This window comes from Sphingobacterium sp. UBA7038, from assembly GCF_002494055.1.
Lineage (GTDB): Bacteria > Bacteroidota > Bacteroidia > Sphingobacteriales > Sphingobacteriaceae > Sphingobacterium > Sphingobacterium multivorum.
Map to the genome: position 1 here is coordinate 1 of NZ_DLAV01000038.1, position 18,894 is coordinate 18,894.

An 18,894-nucleotide genomic window follows, 5' to 3' on the forward strand; every position below is an offset into this window, starting at 1 on the left:
ACAGCTAAAGATCTTCTCAGATTGAAAAATAGGGGTCAATATCGAAATGATGAAAAAAGCTATGCTTGTACCACAGAAATCGAATCCTAAAATTTATTTAGGACACATATGAATTCAAAATAAGAATTTCCGATTCCAATTTAATAAATATAGTTCCAAAATACCAAACGGAGGAAAGTGATCCACCCTAAATTAAAGGGTAAACCACTTTCTTCATCAAACTGGTCTAATTCTGATAGATATTGCCTTCAAAAGAAGCATTGTAAAGATCTTTTAGGTCCTGTAAAGTCGGTTTACGCGGATTGAAACCTGTACATGGATCTTCTAAAGCATTTTTGCTGATGAAATCCAGATTTTTCTCCCAGTCTTCACGGGAAATACCGAATGCTTTAAGTGAACCTATGTTGTTGACGGACGCTCTAAGTTTCTCAATTTCCTGAGCCAGCTCCTCTGCTGATGTCCTGCCAACAATTTTGGCCAGATCAGGGTATCTGTTTGTTGCTGTCTGATTGTAACGGATCACATTTGGAAGGAATATCGCGTTGGCTGCACCATGGGGAATACCATAAAGGGCACCAACTTGATGCGATAATGAGTGTACAATACCCAACCATGCATTATTAAAAGCTAAACCTCCCATAAATGAAGCATCGTGCATGTTTTGACGAGCCTTGATATTGCCCGGATTATTCACCGCTTCTTCCAGATTCTGAAAAACAATTTCCAGACCTCCTTTTGCCAGTACATCTGCATAGTTGTCTTCAATATTCGACACATAGGCTTCCACACAATGTGTCAAAGCATCCAGCCCCGTATTTGATGTGATGTGAGCCGGCATTGAAGCACATATTTCTCCATCTACAATTGCAATATCCGGAGTTAGCTCGTAAGAAACGATCGGATACTTCACCCCTTTTTCTCTATCAGTGATAACCGCCAGACCTGTTGTTTCTGTTCCGGTACCACTTGTAGAAGGGATCGCTACAAATTTAGCCTTCTGGCGTAATGTCGGAACAGTGAAAGGTTTTGTCATTGCCTCAAAATCGGCATCGGGATATTCATAGAAGACCCACATCATTTTTGCCGCATCGATTGCAGAACAGCCCCCAAGACCAACAATCCAGTCCGGTTCAAAATCACGCATCACTGCAGCTCCCTTAAGACTTGTTTCCGAAGACGGATCTTCTTCAACACCGTCAAAAACAGCAGTTTCAAGTCCTGCTTCGTTTAAATAGGAAAGTGCTCTATCTAAGGTCCCACTTCTTTTCATTGATTGTCCACCAGTTACAATGATCGCTTTCTTTCCTGAAAGGTTCTTTAATTCTGATAAACTTCCAGCTCCGTGAAATACTTCGCTGGCAACAAATAATTTGCTCATATTTTATTTTAAATTTCTTATACAAAAGTACTGCAATGACAGACGCTGATGTTATACATTGAATATTATATGATATACATTTGCTCCCTTATGAATAAACAACTGAAATTAAAACAAAAAGGCAGAAAACAACCGTTATTCTATTCAAAATCAAATACTTTACACTGAGCACAACATTCATTTTTATACATTTAATCACTGACATACAGCATATAGCGTACTGTATCAAGTATAAAAAGCAGAAGTTTATTACTTCTGCTTTTTATACTCGGAGTAAAACCTATCCTGAATCAGCGCCAGGACTTATATTGATTGATCAACCCATTGGTAGATGAGTCGTGGCCCTGAACCTGGTGATCCTCCTGAAGTTCAGGTAAGATAGCATTAGCTAATTGTTTACCAAGTTCAACACCCCATTGATCAAAGCTGAAAATGTTCCAGATGACCCCTTGCGCAAAAATTTTATGTTCATAAAGAGCGATCAGTTTACCCAATGATTTTGGCGTTATCTTTTTCAGCAAAAATGAATTTGTCGGACGGTTTCCCTGAAATACTTGTATTTACGCTGCTGCTCGATTTCATCAGCCGATTTTCCTGATCCCTGCAATTCGGTTATCACTTCCTCCGCTGACTTTCCGTTCATCAGTGCTTCGGTCTGCGCAAAAAAATTGGACAATAGTATTTTATGATGTTCTCCCAGCGGATTTAAACTCTGAGCAGGCGCGATGAAATCCGAAGGTATCAGCTTAGTCCCCTGATGAAGTAACTGATAAAACGCATGTTGTCCATTGGTACCAGGTTCGCCCCAGACTATAGGTCCTGTCTGATAATCAACTACATGACCGTTACGGTCGATATATTTACCATTGCTCTCCATATCCCCCTGTTGAAAATAGGCCGCAAAACGGTGCAGGTATTGATCATACGCAAAAATACCCAAGGTCTCAGCACCATAAAAATTGATATACCAGATCCCCAAAAGAGCCATGATTACCGGAATGTTCTTTTCAAAGGGAACATGCTGAAAATGCTCGTCGGCCTCATGGGCACCCTCCAATAACGCCTGGAAATTATCATATCCTATTCCAAGACTGATGGATAGTCCTATTGAGGACCATAATGAATATCTGCCCCCTACCCAGTCCCAGAACACAAACATATTACGCGTATTGATTCCGAACTTTTCCACCTCAGCTTCATTCGTACTCAGCGCAACAAAATGTTTTTCGATATCTTTTATTTCAGCCCCCGCCTCAAGCAGCCAAGAACGCGCACTATGGGCATTGGCCATCGTTTCCTGGGTGGTAAATGTTTTGGAAGCAATAAGAAAAAGTGTAGTTTCAGGATTAACATGCTTAAAGACCTCAGAAATGTGCGTACCATCGACATTCGATACAAAATGCAGATTCAGAGGCGTTTTATATGCTTTTAAAGCCTCCGTTACCATGACGGGGCCGAGATCTGACCCACCGATCCCGATATTGACAACATCAGTTATCGCCTTTCCCGTATATCCGGTCCAGCTTCCCGAAAGTACATCCTGTGTGAAATTTTTCATCTGGTCCAGTACTTCATGAACCTGGGGTATGATATTCACTCCATCAACAGTAATTACCGCATTTTTTGGCTGGCGCAGTGCTGTATGCAGAACAGGCCTGCCCTCCGTTGCATTGATCTTGTCTCCAGCGAACATTTTATCAATCGCCTGGTCTAGTTTCACCTCTTTTGCCAGCTCCAGCAAAAGGTTCAGCGTCTCTCCAGTAATTCTGTTTTTTGAATAATCAAACAGTACATCGCCCCATTGCACTGAAAACGTGGAGAAGCGATGGGGATCTTCTATAAACAAATTGCGGATCTGCACATCTTTTATCATCTGGAAATGTGCCGTAAGCTTCTGAAAAGCCGCTGTATCTTTTAAATTAACCGTTGGTAACATATGTTTAAGATTTATGTTACAAACCTCGTTCAATTCTCCGGCGGTCACGCAACCAACTTATACCTATGTCTTATACATTTGCGCCAATTGCTGCTGCAGGTCCGTGGGTGTTTCATCAAGCTTAGCCTTAACAAACTTATTAAGTGCAGCGGGTGAGTTGAAGCCAAGTTCGAAAGCAATTTCTTTATGGGAATAGCTGGAGAGCAGCAACAGCTGCTTGATCTCATTCATGATCCTTGCGTGGATGGTTTCGATCGAGGTCAGCCCCGCGGTTTTCTTGGTGATCTCATTTAATTTTTTGGGTGAAATCAGCAATTTTTCCGCATACCAGCTTACTGTACGTTCTGTCTTGTAATACCGCTCCAGTAATTCTAAAAATTTCCCATAGAGTTTTGTATTTTCATTGGTCAGTTTATTCTTGTCCCACTTCGTGTGGACAAACTCGACCAGCTTAAGTAACGTTATCTTGATGTAAAACCGTGCCTGTTCTTTCTTTACCGATGTTAGGTCATGGTATAGTTTTTCTATCTGATCCAACAGCAACTCTACTTCCTTGGTCTCCGCTACGGGCAGTTCAATATGATTGAGTTTGACAGAAATGTTGTGATTGTAAATACTCAGCTCATTTTTAAGGATATCCGAACAGAACAGCACTTCATCAAACAGGATCATCTTGCCCTCAAAGTTGCTGCTGATCTGTTCTTTTGATGATAGCTGTCCAGGAAATATAACACAGATGTTATTTTCCGTCACATCGTACCGACGGTCCTCTACCTGCATTTTCATTTTGCCTTTTTTAACAAATAATAGACAAAAATGGTCTTTTGTATGCGGTTCCCTATATTCCTCCAGCGCATTCCTGTCCAATTCAAAAATATGAAAGGGCGTGATTGCCCTTTCAGAATTATGCTGAATATCTTTCAGATGATGTGTGATCATATTTATTTTTTATATTAAATAGTGCCGTGCAAATATTTTGCTGCTTTTTTGTCTACCAAAAATAATAATTCTCCCTGAGATGGCGCAAGCAATTGTGCCGGGTATATTCTGGGGTTATAAGGTCCCTCGATAACCTCTTTGAGAGCTTCCGCCTTCGTTTCTCCAAAAGAGATCACGAGTAGTTTTCGTGCCCTGTTAAGAAAAGGGGCCGTCAGTGTAATCCTGTACATCTGCTGCTGTTCCAGATAATACGCAGTGACCCAATTTTCTGTTTCATCCAACGCCTCGGTTCCCGGAAACAACGAGGCAGTATGCCCATCTTGTCCCATTCCAAGAAGGATGAGATCCATTCTGCCATCACTTCCCAGCATTTCTTTTAATAATACATTATATACAGCAGCAAAATCCTCTGCTGTTATACCGTCCCGGTACATGGGAAAGACATTGACCGGCCGAACAGGCACTCTGTCCAAGAGCTGCTCATAGGACATCCTGGCATTGCTCAGGTCATTGTCAAGTGGCACCCACCTTTCATCTCCCCAGAAGATCAGTACTTTGGTCCAGTCGATCTGGTTTTTATACTGATCTTCCGATAATAACCTATACAGGCCTTCCGGTGAAGATCCGCCCGTCAGTGCAACAGCAAAATATCCTTTCTGCCTAATCGCTTCATTTGCAGAACTGATAAAAACCGCTGCAGCTTCTTTGAAAATTTCTTCTGTGGTCGCAAATATATTAAGCATCTTGTTCCTTTTTAAATTTTTCGGCAGAAGTAGATAACCAGTGATGCCCCTGTCTCTTCAATAAATCATCTGCAGCTGCAGGCCCCGCACTTCCAGCAGCATACGTGTCCATCTTTGGCGAATTTCCGCTTTCCCAGGCGGCCTGAATATTAGAGATAACATCCCAGGCCTCCTCCACCTGATCCGAACGCATAAAAAGAGTAGAATCCCCGTCAAGAGCATCCAAGAGTAAGGTTTCATAAGCTTCAGGAGTTTCCGATGAACATTCAAAATAGTCGAATACCATTTCAGCCGGTTTCAGCTTCATGTCCAGACCTGGTTTTTTGGTCATGAACGACAGCCTGACGTCCATTTCTGGCTGGATATTGATCACCAGTTTATTGGGGAACAGAATATTCAGATCATCTCGAAATGTCGTGCACGGGACGTCTTTGAAACTGATCACGATGGAAGATTTTTTTTCCTGCATGCGCTTGCCCGTCCGCATATAGAACGGTACCCCGCGCCAGCGTTCATTGTCAATGTAAAACTTCATCGCAACATATGTTTCGGTATTTGAGTTTGGATTCACTCCGGGTTCTTCCAAATAGCCAGGTTTCTTTTTACCGTCAATCTCTCCCTCGATATACTGTGCTCTTACCGTATAATGTCCGATATCCTCAAGATTCATCCTTCTGACACTTTTGAGCACATCTACTTTACGGTCCCTGATCTCTGACGATTCAAATGCAGCGGGAGCTTCCATGGCAATCATGCAGAGAATCTGCATCAAATGGTTCTGGATCATATCACGGAGAGCACCCGACCCATCATAGTATCCGCCCCGGTCTTCAACGCCGACAGTCTCCGCAACGGTAATCTGTACAGAATCGATATAATTATTATTCCACAATGGTTCAAAAATGGTATTTCCAAAACGGAAAGCCAGGATATTCTGTACATTCTCCTTTCCAAGGTAATGATCGATTCGGTAGATCTGCACTTCCTTAAAAGTCTGCGAAAGGAGCTTATTGAGTGCTACGGCCGAAGCCTTATCATAGCCAAAAGGTTTTTCAATGATCATCCTGTCCTGATCAACATTCTCGGTAAGACCTGCATTTTTTAAGCTATTCGATACCGTTTCAATAAAACTGGGTGCTACCGAAAGGTAAAACAGACGGTTGGATCTGATCCCCAAGTTTACATCAATGGTATCAAGTTCATTTTTCAACCGGATAAAAGATTCCTCCTGTGTTATATCAAATCTGATAAATTTAATTTTCTCACTGAAATTATTCCATTGTTCCTGGGAGAATTTTTGGATTCTTGAAAATGTCCTGATATTTTCAAGGATATAATTCCTGAATTCTTCCTGTGTCTGTTCCGTTCTTCCCAGTGAAAGAACTTCAAATTCCTCGGGAAACCAACCCTCCAGGAACAGATTGAAAAATGCAGGAAATAATTTTCTTTTCGCCAAATCTCCTGTTGCCCCAAAAACTACGATAGAGGTTGGCTTTTTATCATTATTTTTCATTTTATTTAATTTTAAGATTCCCAACGGGTATGGTATACGCCTTCCTTATCAGTTCTTTCATAAGTATGCGCTCCAAAAAAATCCCGTTGTGCCTGAATAAGGTTCGTAGGCAAATTTTCTGCACGGTAAGCATCGAAATATGACAGTGCATTCATCCATGCCGAAACAGGTGTACCATTCTGAATGGCATCCCGAATGATGGACCGGATACCTGCCTGTGATGCATTTAACTTGGCAGCAATCTCCCTGTCAAGCAGAATATTTGCAAGATCCGGCTGTAAAGCGAACGCCTTTCGGAAGTCTTCCAGAAGTGTCGCACGGATGATACATCCCCCGCGCCAGATTTTACACACGGTCTCCAGATTCAGTCCATAACCATAGGTATCAGATGCCATCCTAAGCTGGGCAAGCCCCTGTGCGTATGTGCTAATAATGGCGAAATAAAGACCGGCCTTCAGATGTTCTAGATCAACAGGATCAACTTTTGACGCATTTTGCCAGGTCAGCAGTTTCGATGCCTTAATCCTTTCCAATTTATATTTGGACATGTCCCGCATATTGACAGCAGCGTCGATCACAGGCACGGGTACCTGAAGATCCATTGCATTTTGAGATGTCCATTTACCTGTCCCTTTGGATTTAGCCCAGTCTGAAATCAGATCCACCAGGAAAGTATTCTCTTCTTTTCGCTTTAGAATAGCTCCGGTAATTTCAATGAGAAAGGAATTCAGTTCTTCCCTATTCCACTGTTCAAATGATTCCTGTATCACTTCATGCTCCAGATGATAGACATTCTTCATTATATCATAGGTCTCTGCAATAAGCTGCATAATTCCATATTCTATACCGTTATGAACCATCTTCACATAGTTGCCCGCTGAGCCGTTACCCAAAAATTCAACGCATGGTGCATCATCAACTTTTGCAGCAATTGCTTCAAAAATGGGGCGTAATCGCTCATAAGCTACCTTATCACCTCCGGGCATCATACTCGGCCCCCTTCTGGCCCCGCTCTCACCACCTGAGATTCCCATACCAAAAAAGTGGATTCCCTTTGACGAAAGCTCCTGATACCTCCTGTCGGTATCAGAAAAATAGGTATTGCCCCCATCGATTATTATATCGCCCTCATCCAGCAAGGGAAGTAAAGTTCCTATTGCCCCGTCAACAGCAGAACCCGCAGGAACAAGGAGCATTATTGCTCTCGGGCTTTCCAGAGATTTAACAAAGGATTCCGGATCAACGGTTGCAAAAATCTGATGGTCTTTCTGTGCTTCATTCTGCAATGAACCGGCCTTCTCCTGATCCATATCCAGCCCGGCCACAGCAAATCCATGATCCGCCATATTGAGCAATAAATTTCGGCCCATCACACCCAGGCCTACTATACCAAAATTATATGTCTTCATTTTCTAAATCTTTAAATATTCTATTTATATCATTCTTCACTACAGTTAAAAATTGAGCAGATTAGATTTGCAGTATAAAGTCTTCCCTGTTAGTACAGAGAAGACTTCGAAGGATAGTCCGACTTTCTGATTTATGCTGTGATGGCTTCTTTCAGGGCTTTAGCTGCTGCAGCTGGATCCTGGGCACCATAGATGGCTCCTCCGGCAACAGCTACTGCTGCACCAGCAGCCACGACATCTTTAATCGTGTCAAGATTTACACCACCGGCAATCGAAAAAGGAACCTGTGCCTCACGGCCCTCACCGATAAGTTTTTGCACGTTATAACCCGGCTGAGCCTGTTCATCAAGGCCGGCATGCAACTCAACAAATGCCACACCAAAGGCTGTAACTTCTTTGGCACGTTGTACACGGTCTTTTACGCCGATCGTATCAACTACTACTTGTTTACCGGCTTTTTTTGCAGCTTCTACTGCACCTTTGATCGTGGAATCATCAACAGCACCCATTACGGTTACCAGATCCGCACCTGCATTGAATGCCATTTCTGCTTCTAATGCACCTGTATCAGCTGTTTTCAGATCCGCAAAGACCAATTTATCAGGATGCGCGGATTTCATTGCGGTGATCACTTTTAGACCTTCAGCTTTGATTAAAGGTGTTCCCAGCTCGATGATATCCACATAAGGTGATACTTTTGCAGCCAAATCAAGGGCTGCTTCTGTAGTCAATAAGTCAATCGCTACTTGTAACTTAGTCATAATATAAAATTTTAATATTTATTTAATTGTATTTCTCGTTATTCAAGATTGGCATGTTTCGGCCAGAGCTCCTCTTTTGTCAGGCCTGAATCTCTCCACAGTGTCATAAATACAGCATCAAGGACCCAAAGGACAGACTGTTCAAAGAGACTTCCAGCATACTGACGGGACGCTGATTCTCCAAAGTCCGTCTTCACCGCCGCATTAACAAGCACCACATGGTCTGAAAGGCTAGCAATTTTGCTATTCGAATCCGCTGTAATGCCTATTACAGTTGCATGTTGTTTTTTTGCCTTTTCAGCGGCGATTACAAGTGTCGGCGTGCTTCCAGAACCGGAGCCTACCAGCAGAAGATCGTTCTCTAAGATTGCGGGCGTAGTTGTTTCACCCACAACATATACATTTAAGCCTAGATGCATAAATCTCATGGCAGCCATCTTCAGTGCTAAGCCTGTACGTCCGGCACCTGCAAAAAATATACGGTCCGCTTTCTTTAAATTGTCCTCCAGTGTCTGTAGCGATACCGGATTCAGCACTGATGAAATCGCTTTAATTTCATCCAGGATTATATTTAAATTATTTATTGAACTATTCTCTTCCATTTTCTGTAGTAAGGATATTTTATCATCAGATCTTCTGATTTGATAATACAAAGGTATGTTGCCTGAGACGCATGATATTATACATATAACATTATATAATATACATTTGCGACCTTCTTGACCACTGTAAAAGAGCGGGTTATATTTTAATAATACTGTATTGTATAGGGAGTGGTGTCGCTGAACTCAGAAAAAAGATAACTGTGCCTGATCAATAACAGTCCGACGCACATTATGGTCTTACCAAACTATTTTATGTCTAGTAGTCAAACATTAAATTCCAGAGCTTTAGTTTACGGATCAATGAAACATTGATTTTCCCGGAACACCGGCAAACCGTGAATCAGTTTTTTAATTATATTTGTGTTACAACCAACTAACAGGAAACTTATGTCAAAAGGCCTTTTTATATTACACTCATAGTATATTCCCGCAGGAGACCAGCCGGATGCTATCGCAAGACTTGTTTCGGGAATTGAATCTGGAGCTACCCACCAGACACTCAAAGGTATCACAGGTTCAGGAAAGACCTTTACAATGGCAAACATTATCCACCAGCTAAAGCGTCCGACCTTGATTCTTGCACTTAACAAGACCTTGACTGCTCAGCTATATGATGAAATGAAGCAATTTTTTCCAGAGAATGCTGTTGAGTTTTTCGTCTCATATTATGATTATTTTCAGCCTGAGATGTATCTGCCCGGCAGTGACCGTTTCGTTGAAAAAGATTCTTCCATTAACGAACATTTGGAAATACTCCGCCTTTCCACCACAAAATCCCTTATTGAACGCAGGGATACTATTGTTGTCGCATCGGTTTCGTCCATTTATGGATTTGGAGCATCATAATCAAGTCCCTTCCCCAGTTCATTGACAAAGGTAATTTCGCCGCCGAGACTTTCAATACGGGAAACCGTATTTGCCAGACCTTTTCGATACGATAAATACCGCTTTAAAACTTAACGTCATCGACATACTGAAAGAGGATTTTTTAAGAAATTTTGATACCTTTTAGAAAAATTACAACCAGCAATTTATTAATCTATATGAGTGCAAATGTTCCTATTGTAAGGTCAGTGTCCTGGCCAGCTGTTTTAATCCTTATTGTGTTCTGGATGGTCCTGATGGTAGCTTCCTTATTCTTATTCCAACTTGAGGGCATGATCGTCGCCTCAGTTCTTTTTTTCATTTTAATAACAGCATTGCAACAGCTCATTCCAAAGAGCCACAAAAAGGGAATGAAAGCAGTCAAACAAAATGAGTTTAACGGTGCGATTGAATATTTTAAACAGAGTGTCGATTTCTTTACAAAAAAGAAATGGTTAGATAAATATCGGGCAGTTACCATGTTTAGCGCTTCAAAAATGAGCTATCGGGAAATGGCGCTCTGTAATATTGCATTCTGTTATTCGCAGACCGGGCAAGCCGAAAAAGCAAAAGCGCTATACGAAGAAATTTTGGAAGAATATCCGGATAATGGAATCGCTTACTATTCGTTAAACACAATCAATACGTTTTCCAATCAGGCTGATTAAATGATCGAGCATTTAGCTGGATCTCTTATAAGTCGGCTGTTATATATGATCATAAAAACAAATAAGGGCTATCGGTGGATAGCCCTTTCTCATCATCTTATTGGTTAAAATATGGCACTAAATATCTTGAATGCATCAGATATCGTATTTTCGGCAAGTAACCCAACCTCGTTATTTACCTTGCTTTCACAAAAGTAGCACGATACCCCCAAGATTCTTTACGGAAAACCGTAATCCGATATCAAAGATTATTTATATAAAACCTAATTCCTTGCAGTGTGCAACAAGCTGTTCATTTTTGATAAAACCTAGTACATCTTTCATGAGGTTGAGCCTTTTCTCGATACTACTCAGACTCGACGGGCGGATATCACGCTTCTGGAGATATTCGGGCATTTCTTTTTGGGACACGCCTTCATACAGGAGTTTAATGATATGCAGGTCAAACTGCGTAAACTCGTGCGAGTTCTGCTCCTGAATAAATTTTTTACTGTCGGGTGATTGGTACGTGCGGTTCTGATCAACAGCTTGCAATGCCTCGCGCAGATGTTGGCCATCGCGGCGCGCTTTGCGAACAAGGCCATCAATCTCGTTATTCTTGAACATATCATTGATCAGGGACGAACGGTCCTTGGCCGTCAGGACAATAACCTTAATGTCTGGTTGTACAATCTTGACAGCTTTGATCAGTGAAAGGCCATCCTTTATCTCCTGCGGACTATCATCATCTTCGAATTCGATATCCGTAATGAGTAGGTCATATGGTTCGCCATCGCGGATCGCATTTTTAATCCAGGTCAACGCATGGTCACAGTAATAAACGTATTTGGTATTGTGAATACCGAGGTCGTGCAGGGTTTTCTGCACAGAAATGTTGGCTATCTCGTGGTCTTCGGCAATCAGTACTTTCTTAAACATACATTATTGTCTTTTTATAATGGGATAGTGGTCGTGATATTGAGCCCTTTTCCCGGTTCATTCACAAAGGTAATTTCACCACCGAAGCTTTCAATACGGGAAACCGTATTCGATAACCCTTTTCCTTTCGGTTTTTCTTGTGGGATTCCTATACCATTATCCTTATAGAATATGTTAAGCTGTTGGTCTGTTATGTCAAAACGTATGACGACCTGTTCGGCCTGACTATGTTTCTTCATATTGACCATCAGCTCCTGAAGCACATGCTTCACTTCATCTTTAATACGTTTGCTAATATCGTCCCACTGTTCGGCATCATTACCGGCGATTAATATCTTCCGATGGTCAGCAGCAAAGGATTTGAGTAAGCTGGCCAGTTGCTCGTTATAAGGTATCTCTGTGATCGTTTCCTGTTCGACATCGTGCGAGATATCGCGCGACTGGTGGTACATATTTTCCAGTTTATCGAGTACGTCATCGCGATTCACTTCATCGCCATGTTCGATTTCCGACATCACCCGGTAGATGCCATTGGCCACGACATCGTGGATCTTTTTAGAAAGATGCAACTGCGTCTCTTTGACGCGGTTCTGTGCTTCGAGTTCTAGACGTTGCTTGCGTCGTTTGTACCAAAGCGTTCCTCCACCAACAGCTAATAGGAGTAAAAAAATACTTGCACCTGTAATCGCGCGTTGTCGTATAAGACGGTTCTGCTTTTCGGCATTTTCTTTTTCCAGCCGCAGGTTATCGGCTTTATTTTTTTCAACTTCGTAGCGGATTAGGGCGAACTGGTTTTTGGCGGCGGCGCGGGCTTGCTGGATGCTGTCGCTTATTGTCTCAAATTGATTAAAATAAAAGGTAATTGAGTCTGACGAGCCTACCTTTATCATTCGTGAGAGGCCTTTCATCTGATCATCTCCACTCTTAAGTCGTCTCGCCATGGCTAGCTGTTTTCGAGCATAGAATAAGGAAGAGTCTGGATTAATCCTTTCATAATAGTCTGCTAAATGAGCTAGACTTGCATTCAGGCCCCATAAATCTTTTTTTTCCTCTCTAATCTTCAGGGCTGTTAAAAGACCTGAAACTGCTGAATAATTTGAATTTCTACGCCATCGGACGTAGCTTATATTCGACAAAGATCTTGCATACTCAGTTGGCAAAGCATGCACTTCATTTAATACACTATCTAAAATATCAATTGCTTTATCATATTCTTTAACATTCATATAGCTCATTGCTAAATTATTTTTATAAACTGATGTTGTCAATGAGTCGTCTGAAAAGTGAATAGCTTTTTTATAGAATAGAATTGCTTTCCTATAGTCACCAAGTTTATTAGTGCTGGCTCCCAAATTATTATAATCGGAACTTAAATATATACGATGTTTGGGGTTTTCGAAATTCAAAAAATTCAAGGCCTGTAAGGCGGTCTCCTGTGCTCCAAAATAATCTCCTAGATCCTTTTGCAAAATTGCCATGATAATTAAACAATTGCCTGTATTTATACTGTCTTTAGATTCAAGGAAAATATCTTTAGCCCGACTAAAATTTAAAAACGCACTATCGGAAACACCTTGTTCGAGATAATTGTATGCAATATCATAAAATGGATTTTCCGCTGAAGGTTGTTTATCTATTTCTTTCTTGTAACAAGAGGAAAAAAATAACAGGGAGAGGAATATATAAAGAGGCTTCAAGATGGTTCATTTTTCTCGAAAATAATTAAAATTAGCCATCAAAGCAATATATAAATTTAAAACGGGAGGTAACTAGATGCTACCTCCCGTTTGTGTATTTGTTATGGTTTTGGTGGCCGAGGTGGAATTGGCGTGCTCGTTTCCCCCCCGTTATCCCCCGGATCCACAGGAGGTGCATCTGCCGTTTGTACTGTTGACGTTCCTGCGCCAGGTTGTGAATTAGACGGTTGACCGATTCCAAATAGAAAATATAATATTAAACTCCACATGATTCAAAAAATTTAAAAAGTTGAAAAAATGAGTAGTCCCCGTGCACCATGCACGGGATTGCTACAAATGTTTTCAGAAGGCCTTCTGAATTTTTTGGGAAGTAAGAGTGTCAATCGCGGGAGGCAGAAGCTGCTTCCCAAACCGGCTAAAGACTACCGCGAGATCTTCTCATTGTGAAATCAGATTAGTATCTTTGTTTATATTTTAATCGATCCATCATCTGACTTCGAGAACAAAGTTATAGCCGTTAAAACCCTTTTTATCAAATGATTCCGATAGGTCCGAAAGGTCCGATAAAATGCTAAAGATTCTATGAATTCCGATGTATAAAGAATGTATTGACTTACGGGATTCCGTAAATTCCGGTGTAGAATTAGCTTAATTTTGATGCCATGCCAACGACATTTGCCAAATTTAAAGAAGAGGTTCTTGCCCTATATGAGGCAAAGAAAAACAACCATGAGCTGGATGATTTATTAGTTAATCCTTCGCCCGCCAAGCTAAGAGATTATTGCTTAGTTAGATTATCCGAAGGTTTGCCTCCCGAGGATATCGAAATTTTACAAAAGTTCTTTGATCCATATAAAAAAGAAAAGAGCTTGGAAGAAGCAATAGCGAAATACAATACTGGGTCATTAAAGGCATTGCAGAAATTTGCACTTAACATTACGCAAGATCCTGAAGACCGAGTAGTGAAGCTACTCGCAATACTCGTGGACTATCAACCGAGGCCATTTCGATACAGCTATGATACCTCAACATCAGATGGGGTGAAGGATCCATCACCAATAGATGAAAGAAAAAGCTCATCACTGACTGATAAACTAGATACCCCTTTAATCCCTACCGACGATAAAGAGCCAACATCGGAGGGTTCACCAATGATTTCCACATTGACGGGTGAAAACAAAGAACTTAAGGATAAACCGGAAGAAGAAAAAGCTGAAGAATTAATTGACGATCTGAACATTCAAAATGACTCAAATGAGCGGAGGCAAAACAAGGATGATATTGACAGATTTAAATATCCGCAACCATTTTTCAAAAAAAACAAACTTGTATTGAGGTTTTCAGGTGTAGCACTTTTGGTATTGGCAATATTGACTACCGTACATTTTCTGACGCCTGAAGAGTGCATGTGCTGGAATGGAGAAAAATATATTGAGGTAGATTGTCAGAGTAAGACACAGCCTTATCAAGTGATAGGCTTAGATAAAAACAAACTCGAGGGATTTGTGAAAATAACGAGACCAGATACCCTGGGTCCCAAGGATGTAGGAAGAGTATGGTATTCAAAAATCAATCATGAGGTGGAATTTTTTACTGGACCAGGTTATCATCCCACGGAATTCGGACGTTCCCTAAAAGCGGCCACCATGCGGATTTTAGATAGCTACGCAGGAACAAACGCCAAAGATGATCAAAACAAGAAATATGGTATTATGCAAAAACAATAATCTTTTGTTGCTCAAATGCAAATTTCCAAACTAAAAAAGCCACATCTTCCGACGTGGCTTATTAAACTAAACTTAAACATATGATTCACTAGTGGTTTGTCATTTATTTGCCGCAAACCACCAGTTGTAAAATTCTATTTATACGAATTGATTGATTTGGATACTTTCCAATTATTGCCCACACGCTCCAAGGTAACTAGGTCAGTCTTGGTGAAGTTCTCAAATTTCAACCTCACTTTGGCTACCATATAGTCAGCTGATTCTTCTAAGATGTCGGTGCTTACTATACAGTTAAGCTTTTCTCCTTTTTGTTTTTTCAAGGAATTAATCACTTCACTACGGCTATTAGATTGCGCATTGGTAGCTTGGATCTTTTGATTGAAATCTTCTGCGAATAACTGCTCTACGCCTGCTGATTCGCCCTCCGTAGTTATCGCAACATAGTGAGCAAGTGCCAAGTCTGCTGTAGAAAGGTTAACGTTTGCTTTTGTTGCTTTTGCTCCAGGTCCTTCAGCTGCCATAGCGAAAGTTGATACTGCGATTAGGGCTGCTGCTGCGAATGTTTTTACTAATGCTTTCATAATGTCTTTACTTTATATTGTTAGTTTTTTGTTCTTATTTGTTGACTCAAAACTACAACACAATAGGCCCCTAGCCTATGGACTTTAGACCAGCGCTCAGGAAAACTCGGTGAATGGCTGGAATGGGGAGGTGAAAGTTATCATTCGAATTAACGATTCAATGAAGCTATAGATTCGGGGAGAGATAATTTATTTCAAAATTTCATTATCTTAGTGCATGTGGCCACCGATATCAATTGACAAAATAGAACTTCTTATTTCGCAAGCAGAACTGACAATGGATTATAAAGCTTTAAACCTTTGGAATCTCATCAAAGTAACTCCTCATAAGTGGCAAGAAAAATCGTTTGGAGATGAGAGTGGGGGCTTTTGGGTGGTTGCCTTATTTGGAAATCAAATAATTTACTATAATGACATTGAAGAAGGCTTTAATATATCATCGTTTGAAATCTACGGCGTTATTGATCAATACGATTGTAACCAATCTGAATTGACCGCCCCCATTAATTATTTAGTTTCACAGTTGAGTCAAATCCCTGACGAGATTATTTAGGATAATAAACCGAACTAAAAAAATAGATAAATCATAAAAAAGCCACATCTCTCGACGTGGCCATAAATAAACATATGATTCACTAGTGGTTTGTCTTTTATTACTGGCAAACCACTAATTATTTAAATTCTATTTATACGAATTGATCGATCTGGATACTTTCCAGTCATTGCCCACACGTTCCAAGGTAACCAGATCAGTCTTGATGAAGTTTTCAAATTTCAAGGTCACTTTAGCCACCATATAGTCTGCCGATTCCTCAATGATGTCTGTGCTTACGTATCCATTCTACCAAGTACATATTGACTTAGATCGGCTCAGTGGTTAGCTTTGCTGTTATGAACAACCTTCAAGAAAAACGTGAGCGTATGCTGTCTATGATAGCAGACTGGCAGCAGAGCGGAAAAAGCAAGAAAGCGTTTTGCACGGAAAATGGGATCAAGGAAGCGACTTTTTATTATTGGTTTTCGCGCAGTAAAGAAAATGACACTACCGGAGGGAACTTTATCACAATCGACAACGCGACCCGAAGGAACGATGTTGAGATTATCTATCCCAACGGTGTGCGTATAAAGGTCGAAAATGATCTTGCCCTTGTATCACAGCTGATCCGTCTGTACTGATGTTTGCACTGGGGTCATCGCACCGCTTTTATCTTTACGATGGGTTTTGCGATATGAGAAAGTCATTCGACGGGCTCTGTGGACTGATCAGTTCGGGGATGGGTCGTCAGGCTACCAATGGTGAGGTTTTCGTATTTCTGAACCGTAGCCGTACGCATATGAAGCTGCTGCACTGGGAACAAGGAGGCTTTGTCCTTTATTATAAGCGTCTGGAGAGGGGTACCTTCATGCCGCCGAAGGTAAAAAACGGAGAATTGTCCTGGAGCGACCTGGTACTGATGGTCGAAGGGATACAAGTGGTAAAAAGTATTCAAAAAAGACGTTTTTCTTTACCTTAAAAATGGACTTAAAATAGGAATAAAGGTATCTTTTGAGTATCTTTAGGGTATGGAAACAGCACTGGAAAACCTATCAAAAGAAGACCTTCTGAAAATGGTTTCCAGTATGTCCAAACAGAATGAACTCCTCCATCAGGAGCGTGAGATTCTTTCACAGGAGCGTGATTACCTGAAAGCTCAGGTGGAGATGCTTCAGCGTATGCAGTTCGGACAGAAGCGTGAGCGCTTTGAAGGCGATCCTGATCAGACGATGCTCCCTTTTAATGCAGAGCCTGCTGAAGCAGAGCAGCAACAGGAAGAAATCAAAGAAAAGATCGAGTATGTCCGTAAACGTCCCAATCATAAAGGACGCGCTAAATTACCTGCCCATCTCCCTGTAGTCGAGATCGAGATACACCCTGAAGGAGACCTTTCCAAAATGGTCTGTATCGGCAAGGAAATTACCGAGGAACTGGAGTGCGAGCCTGCAAAGTTCTATATCAAACGTTACATCCGTTATAAATATGCAGCTAGAAACGGAAATGGCGTATCCATCGCCGAACTGCCTGAACGGGTCATCGATAAAGGAATTGCAGGGCCGAGCTTACTGGCGATGATATTGGTAGGTAAATATCAGGACCACCTTCCGCTATACCGGCAAAAACAGATCTTCGCAAGGGAAAACATACAGATCCCATCCTCAACCATCGAAGGATGGACCAGACAGGCCCTGGAAAAACTGGAACCATTATATGAACAAATGGTCTTCGATACCAAATCTCAGGGCTATCTGCAGGTTGATGAGACCCCTATAAAAGTACTGGACAGCGATAAAAAAGGAGCTGCCCATCAGGGGTACTTTTGGGTCTACCATTCGCCTTTGGATAAAACGGTACTGTTCGATTATAACCCTTCCCGTGGTGGTCATGTACTTAAATCCATGCTGGATAACTTTAAAGGATATCTGCAGACGGATGGGTATGCGGCCTACGAAAAGTTTGGCAAAAAGAAAGACATCACCCATCTGGCCTGCTGGGCACACGCACGCCGTGAGTTTGAGAAGGCCCTAAAGAATGACCCGGCAAGGGCCCAAAAGGCACTGCTGATGATACAGGAACTTTATAAAGTTGAGCGAAAAGCCAAAGAAGAAAAGTTATCACCTGATAAGATCAAGGAGCTGCGGCTGAAAGAATCGCTCCCGGTTATCAACGAGCTGGGCAAATGGATCTTTGATGAAATAAAGGACACCCTGCCCAAAAGCCAGATCGGGAAGGCTATGGCCTATGCATACCTACGTTGGGACATGCTCTCGGAATATCTGCGCGACGGGAATCTGCAGATTGACAATAACCTTATCGAGAATGCCATTCGCCCTGTTGCTCTGGGACGCAAAAACTGGCTGTTCGCCGGAAGCCATGAGGCAGCACAGCGATCAGCAATGATCTACTCTTTCTTCGCTATCTGCAAAAAGCATGAGGTGAACCCATTTCTGTGGTTAAAACATACGCTAATGAATATAGCGTCAATAAACCACAAGAATATAAAAGAGCTTTACCCACAGAACTTCAAAAAATCAACTGATATGTAGTTCATAGGCCGGATACGTGCTTACTGTGCAGTTCAGCTTTTCCCCTTTTTGCTTTTTCAAGGATTTAACCACTT

18 protein-coding genes and 2 pseudogenes are annotated in these 18,894 nt (G+C 41.5%); 8 read left to right on the forward strand and 12 right to left on the reverse strand.

The window, feature by feature from the left end; translation table 11 throughout:
• Positions 1 to 226: 226 nt before the first annotated feature.
• From B3H30_RS21565 to hxlB, 8 genes and pseudogenes are all read right to left on the reverse strand, one after another.
• Positions 227 to 1,378, reverse strand: coding sequence for an iron-containing alcohol dehydrogenase (locus tag B3H30_RS21565; RefSeq protein WP_070564616.1), 1,152 nt, complete (start codon positions 1,376 to 1,378; stop codon positions 227 to 229).
• A gap of 290 nt (positions 1,379 to 1,668) precedes the next feature.
• Positions 1,669 to 3,314: pseudogene (gene pgi, locus B3H30_RS21570) on the reverse strand (glucose-6-phosphate isomerase).
• Positions 3,315 to 3,377: 63 nt separating this feature from the next.
• A complete protein-coding gene (locus tag B3H30_RS21575) occupies positions 3,378 to 4,253 on the reverse strand; it encodes an AraC family transcriptional regulator (protein ID WP_034722848.1) in 876 nt (291 codons plus the stop codon).
• A gap of 14 nt (positions 4,254 to 4,267) precedes the next feature.
• Complete coding sequence (pgl, locus tag B3H30_RS21580) at positions 4,268 to 4,996, reverse strand: 6-phosphogluconolactonase (RefSeq protein ID WP_286709538.1); 729 nt, start codon at positions 4,994 to 4,996, stop codon at positions 4,268 to 4,270.
• Positions 4,989 to 6,509, reverse strand: a complete 1,521-nt coding sequence (zwf, locus tag B3H30_RS21585) for a glucose-6-phosphate dehydrogenase (protein WP_070564624.1) — start codon at positions 6,507 to 6,509, stop codon at positions 4,989 to 4,991. Before zwf ends, pgl begins: the two co-directional genes overlap by 8 nt.
• Positions 6,510 to 6,520: 11 nt before the next feature.
• Entirely contained in the window at positions 6,521 to 7,918 is a 1,398-nt protein-coding gene (gene gndA, locus B3H30_RS21590; RefSeq protein WP_286709536.1) for an NADP-dependent phosphogluconate dehydrogenase, read from the reverse strand.
• A gap of 131 nt (positions 7,919 to 8,049) precedes the next feature.
• Positions 8,050 to 8,679, reverse strand: coding sequence for a 3-hexulose-6-phosphate synthase (hxlA, locus tag B3H30_RS21595; protein ID WP_027374807.1), 630 nt, complete (start codon positions 8,677 to 8,679; stop codon positions 8,050 to 8,052).
• A gap of 38 nt (positions 8,680 to 8,717) precedes the next feature.
• Positions 8,718 to 9,281 (reverse strand): 6-phospho-3-hexuloisomerase, encoded by a 564-nt coding sequence (gene hxlB, locus B3H30_RS21600; protein WP_070564632.1) that lies wholly within the window; start codon positions 9,279 to 9,281, stop codon positions 8,718 to 8,720.
• Positions 9,282 to 9,707: 426 nt separating this feature from the next.
• Here hxlB and B3H30_RS21605 point away from each other — a divergent pair.
• A pseudogene (locus tag B3H30_RS21605) lies at positions 9,708 to 10,121 on the forward strand (DEAD/DEAH box helicase family protein); the annotation flags it as partial.
• A 206-nt stretch (positions 10,122 to 10,327) separates the two neighbouring features.
• Complete coding sequence (locus B3H30_RS21610) at positions 10,328 to 10,816, forward strand: tetratricopeptide repeat protein (RefSeq protein ID WP_070564638.1); 489 nt, start codon at positions 10,328 to 10,330, stop codon at positions 10,814 to 10,816.
• Positions 10,817 to 11,068: 252 nt separating this feature from the next.
• On the opposite strand, the gene B3H30_RS21615 is transcribed toward B3H30_RS21610, so the two are convergent.
• From B3H30_RS21615 to B3H30_RS21625, 3 genes are all read right to left on the reverse strand, one after another.
• Positions 11,069 to 11,734 (reverse strand): response regulator, encoded by a 666-nt coding sequence (locus B3H30_RS21615; protein ID WP_286834851.1) that lies wholly within the window; start codon positions 11,732 to 11,734, stop codon positions 11,069 to 11,071.
• 14 nt (positions 11,735 to 11,748) lie between these two features.
• Positions 11,749 to 13,431, reverse strand: a complete 1,683-nt coding sequence (locus tag B3H30_RS21620; protein WP_083295881.1) for a tetratricopeptide repeat-containing sensor histidine kinase — start codon at positions 13,429 to 13,431, stop codon at positions 11,749 to 11,751.
• 101 nt (positions 13,432 to 13,532) lie between these two features.
• Positions 13,533 to 13,700, reverse strand: coding sequence for a hypothetical protein (locus B3H30_RS21625; protein ID WP_175441972.1), 168 nt, complete (start codon positions 13,698 to 13,700; stop codon positions 13,533 to 13,535).
• 28 nt (positions 13,701 to 13,728) lie between these two features.
• Here B3H30_RS21625 and B3H30_RS21630 point away from each other — a divergent pair, with 28 nt between their 5' ends.
• Together B3H30_RS21630 and B3H30_RS21635 are read left to right on the forward strand one after the other, a co-directional pair.
• Positions 13,729 to 13,878, forward strand: coding sequence for a hypothetical protein (locus B3H30_RS21630; RefSeq protein ID WP_159332799.1), 150 nt, complete (start codon positions 13,729 to 13,731; stop codon positions 13,876 to 13,878).
• Between the two features lie 215 nt (positions 13,879 to 14,093).
• Positions 14,094 to 15,158 carry a hypothetical protein gene (locus B3H30_RS21635; RefSeq protein ID WP_070564644.1) on the forward strand — a complete coding sequence of 355 codons (1,065 nt, stop codon included), beginning with the start codon at positions 14,094 to 14,096 and terminating at the stop codon, positions 15,156 to 15,158.
• A gap of 134 nt (positions 15,159 to 15,292) precedes the next feature.
• On the opposite strand, the gene B3H30_RS21640 is transcribed toward B3H30_RS21635, so the two are convergent.
• On the reverse strand, positions 15,293 to 15,739 hold the full coding sequence (locus B3H30_RS21640) for a nuclear transport factor 2 family protein (RefSeq protein ID WP_201639618.1): 447 nt from the start codon (positions 15,737 to 15,739) through the stop codon (positions 15,293 to 15,295).
• Positions 15,740 to 15,956: 217 nt separating this feature from the next.
• On the opposite strand from B3H30_RS21640, the gene B3H30_RS21645 reads away from it, so the two are divergent.
• The 4 genes from B3H30_RS21645 to tnpC all read left to right on the forward strand — a co-directional run bounded on the left by B3H30_RS21645 (position 15,957) and on the right by tnpC (position 18,820).
• Complete coding sequence (locus B3H30_RS21645) at positions 15,957 to 16,292, forward strand: hypothetical protein (protein ID WP_070564650.1); 336 nt, start codon at positions 15,957 to 15,959, stop codon at positions 16,290 to 16,292.
• Positions 16,293 to 16,630: 338 nt separating this feature from the next.
• Positions 16,631 to 16,915: an IS66 family insertion sequence element accessory protein TnpA gene (gene tnpA / locus B3H30_RS21650; RefSeq protein ID WP_236586044.1), complete on the forward strand. Its 285-nt coding sequence runs from the start codon at positions 16,631 to 16,633 to the stop codon at positions 16,913 to 16,915.
• Entirely contained in the window at positions 16,915 to 17,253 is a 339-nt protein-coding gene (gene tnpB / locus B3H30_RS21655; protein WP_262896111.1) for an IS66 family insertion sequence element accessory protein TnpB, read from the forward strand. Before tnpA ends, tnpB begins: the two co-directional genes overlap by 1 nt.
• Before the next feature lie 49 nt (positions 17,254 to 17,302).
• Positions 17,303 to 18,820, forward strand: coding sequence for an IS66 family transposase (gene tnpC, locus B3H30_RS21660; protein ID WP_201639121.1), 1,518 nt, complete (start codon positions 17,303 to 17,305; stop codon positions 18,818 to 18,820).
• Positions 18,821 to 18,894: the final 74 nt, after the last annotated feature.

Coding starts and splice junctions, on each gene's coding strand:
- B3H30_RS21640 (WP_201639618.1), bottom strand. CDS start 15,739: ATGAAAGCATTAGTAAAAACATTCGCAGCAGCAGCCCTAATCGCAGTA.
- hxlA (WP_027374807.1), bottom strand. CDS start 8,679: ATGACTAAGTTACAAGTAGCGATTGACTTATTGACTACAGAAGCAGCC.
- B3H30_RS21610 (WP_070564638.1), top strand. CDS start 10,328: ATGAGTGCAAATGTTCCTATTGTAAGGTCAGTGTCCTGGCCAGCTGTT.
- pgl (WP_286709538.1), bottom strand. CDS start 4,996: ATGCTTAATATATTTGCGACCACAGAAGAAATTTTCAAAGAAGCTGCA.
- B3H30_RS21630 (WP_159332799.1), top strand. CDS start 13,729: ATGAGTAGTCCCCGTGCACCATGCACGGGATTGCTACAAATGTTTTCA.
- zwf (WP_070564624.1), bottom strand. CDS start 6,509: ATGAAAAATAATGATAAAAAGCCAACCTCTATCGTAGTTTTTGGGGCA.
- B3H30_RS21565 (WP_070564616.1), bottom strand. CDS start 1,378: ATGAGCAAATTATTTGTTGCCAGCGAAGTATTTCACGGAGCTGGAAGT.
- B3H30_RS21625 (WP_175441972.1), bottom strand. CDS start 13,700: ATGTGGAGTTTAATATTATATTTTCTATTTGGAATCGGTCAACCGTCT.
- tnpC (WP_201639121.1), top strand. CDS start 17,303: ATGGAAACAGCACTGGAAAACCTATCAAAAGAAGACCTTCTGAAAATG.
- B3H30_RS21645 (WP_070564650.1), top strand. CDS start 15,957: ATGTGGCCACCGATATCAATTGACAAAATAGAACTTCTTATTTCGCAA.
- gndA (WP_286709536.1), bottom strand. CDS start 7,918: ATGAAGACATATAATTTTGGTATAGTAGGCCTGGGTGTGATGGGCCGA.
- B3H30_RS21575 (WP_034722848.1), bottom strand. CDS start 4,253: ATGATCACACATCATCTGAAAGATATTCAGCATAATTCTGAAAGGGCA.
- hxlB (WP_070564632.1), bottom strand. CDS start 9,281: ATGGAAGAGAATAGTTCAATAAATAATTTAAATATAATCCTGGATGAA.
- B3H30_RS21615 (WP_286834851.1), bottom strand. CDS start 11,734: ATGTTTAAGAAAGTACTGATTGCCGAAGACCACGAGATAGCCAACATT.
- tnpA (WP_236586044.1), top strand. CDS start 16,631: ATGAACAACCTTCAAGAAAAACGTGAGCGTATGCTGTCTATGATAGCA.
- B3H30_RS21635 (WP_070564644.1), top strand. CDS start 14,094: ATGCCAACGACATTTGCCAAATTTAAAGAAGAGGTTCTTGCCCTATAT.
- tnpB (WP_262896111.1), top strand. CDS start 16,915: ATGTTTGCACTGGGGTCATCGCACCGCTTTTATCTTTACGATGGGTTT.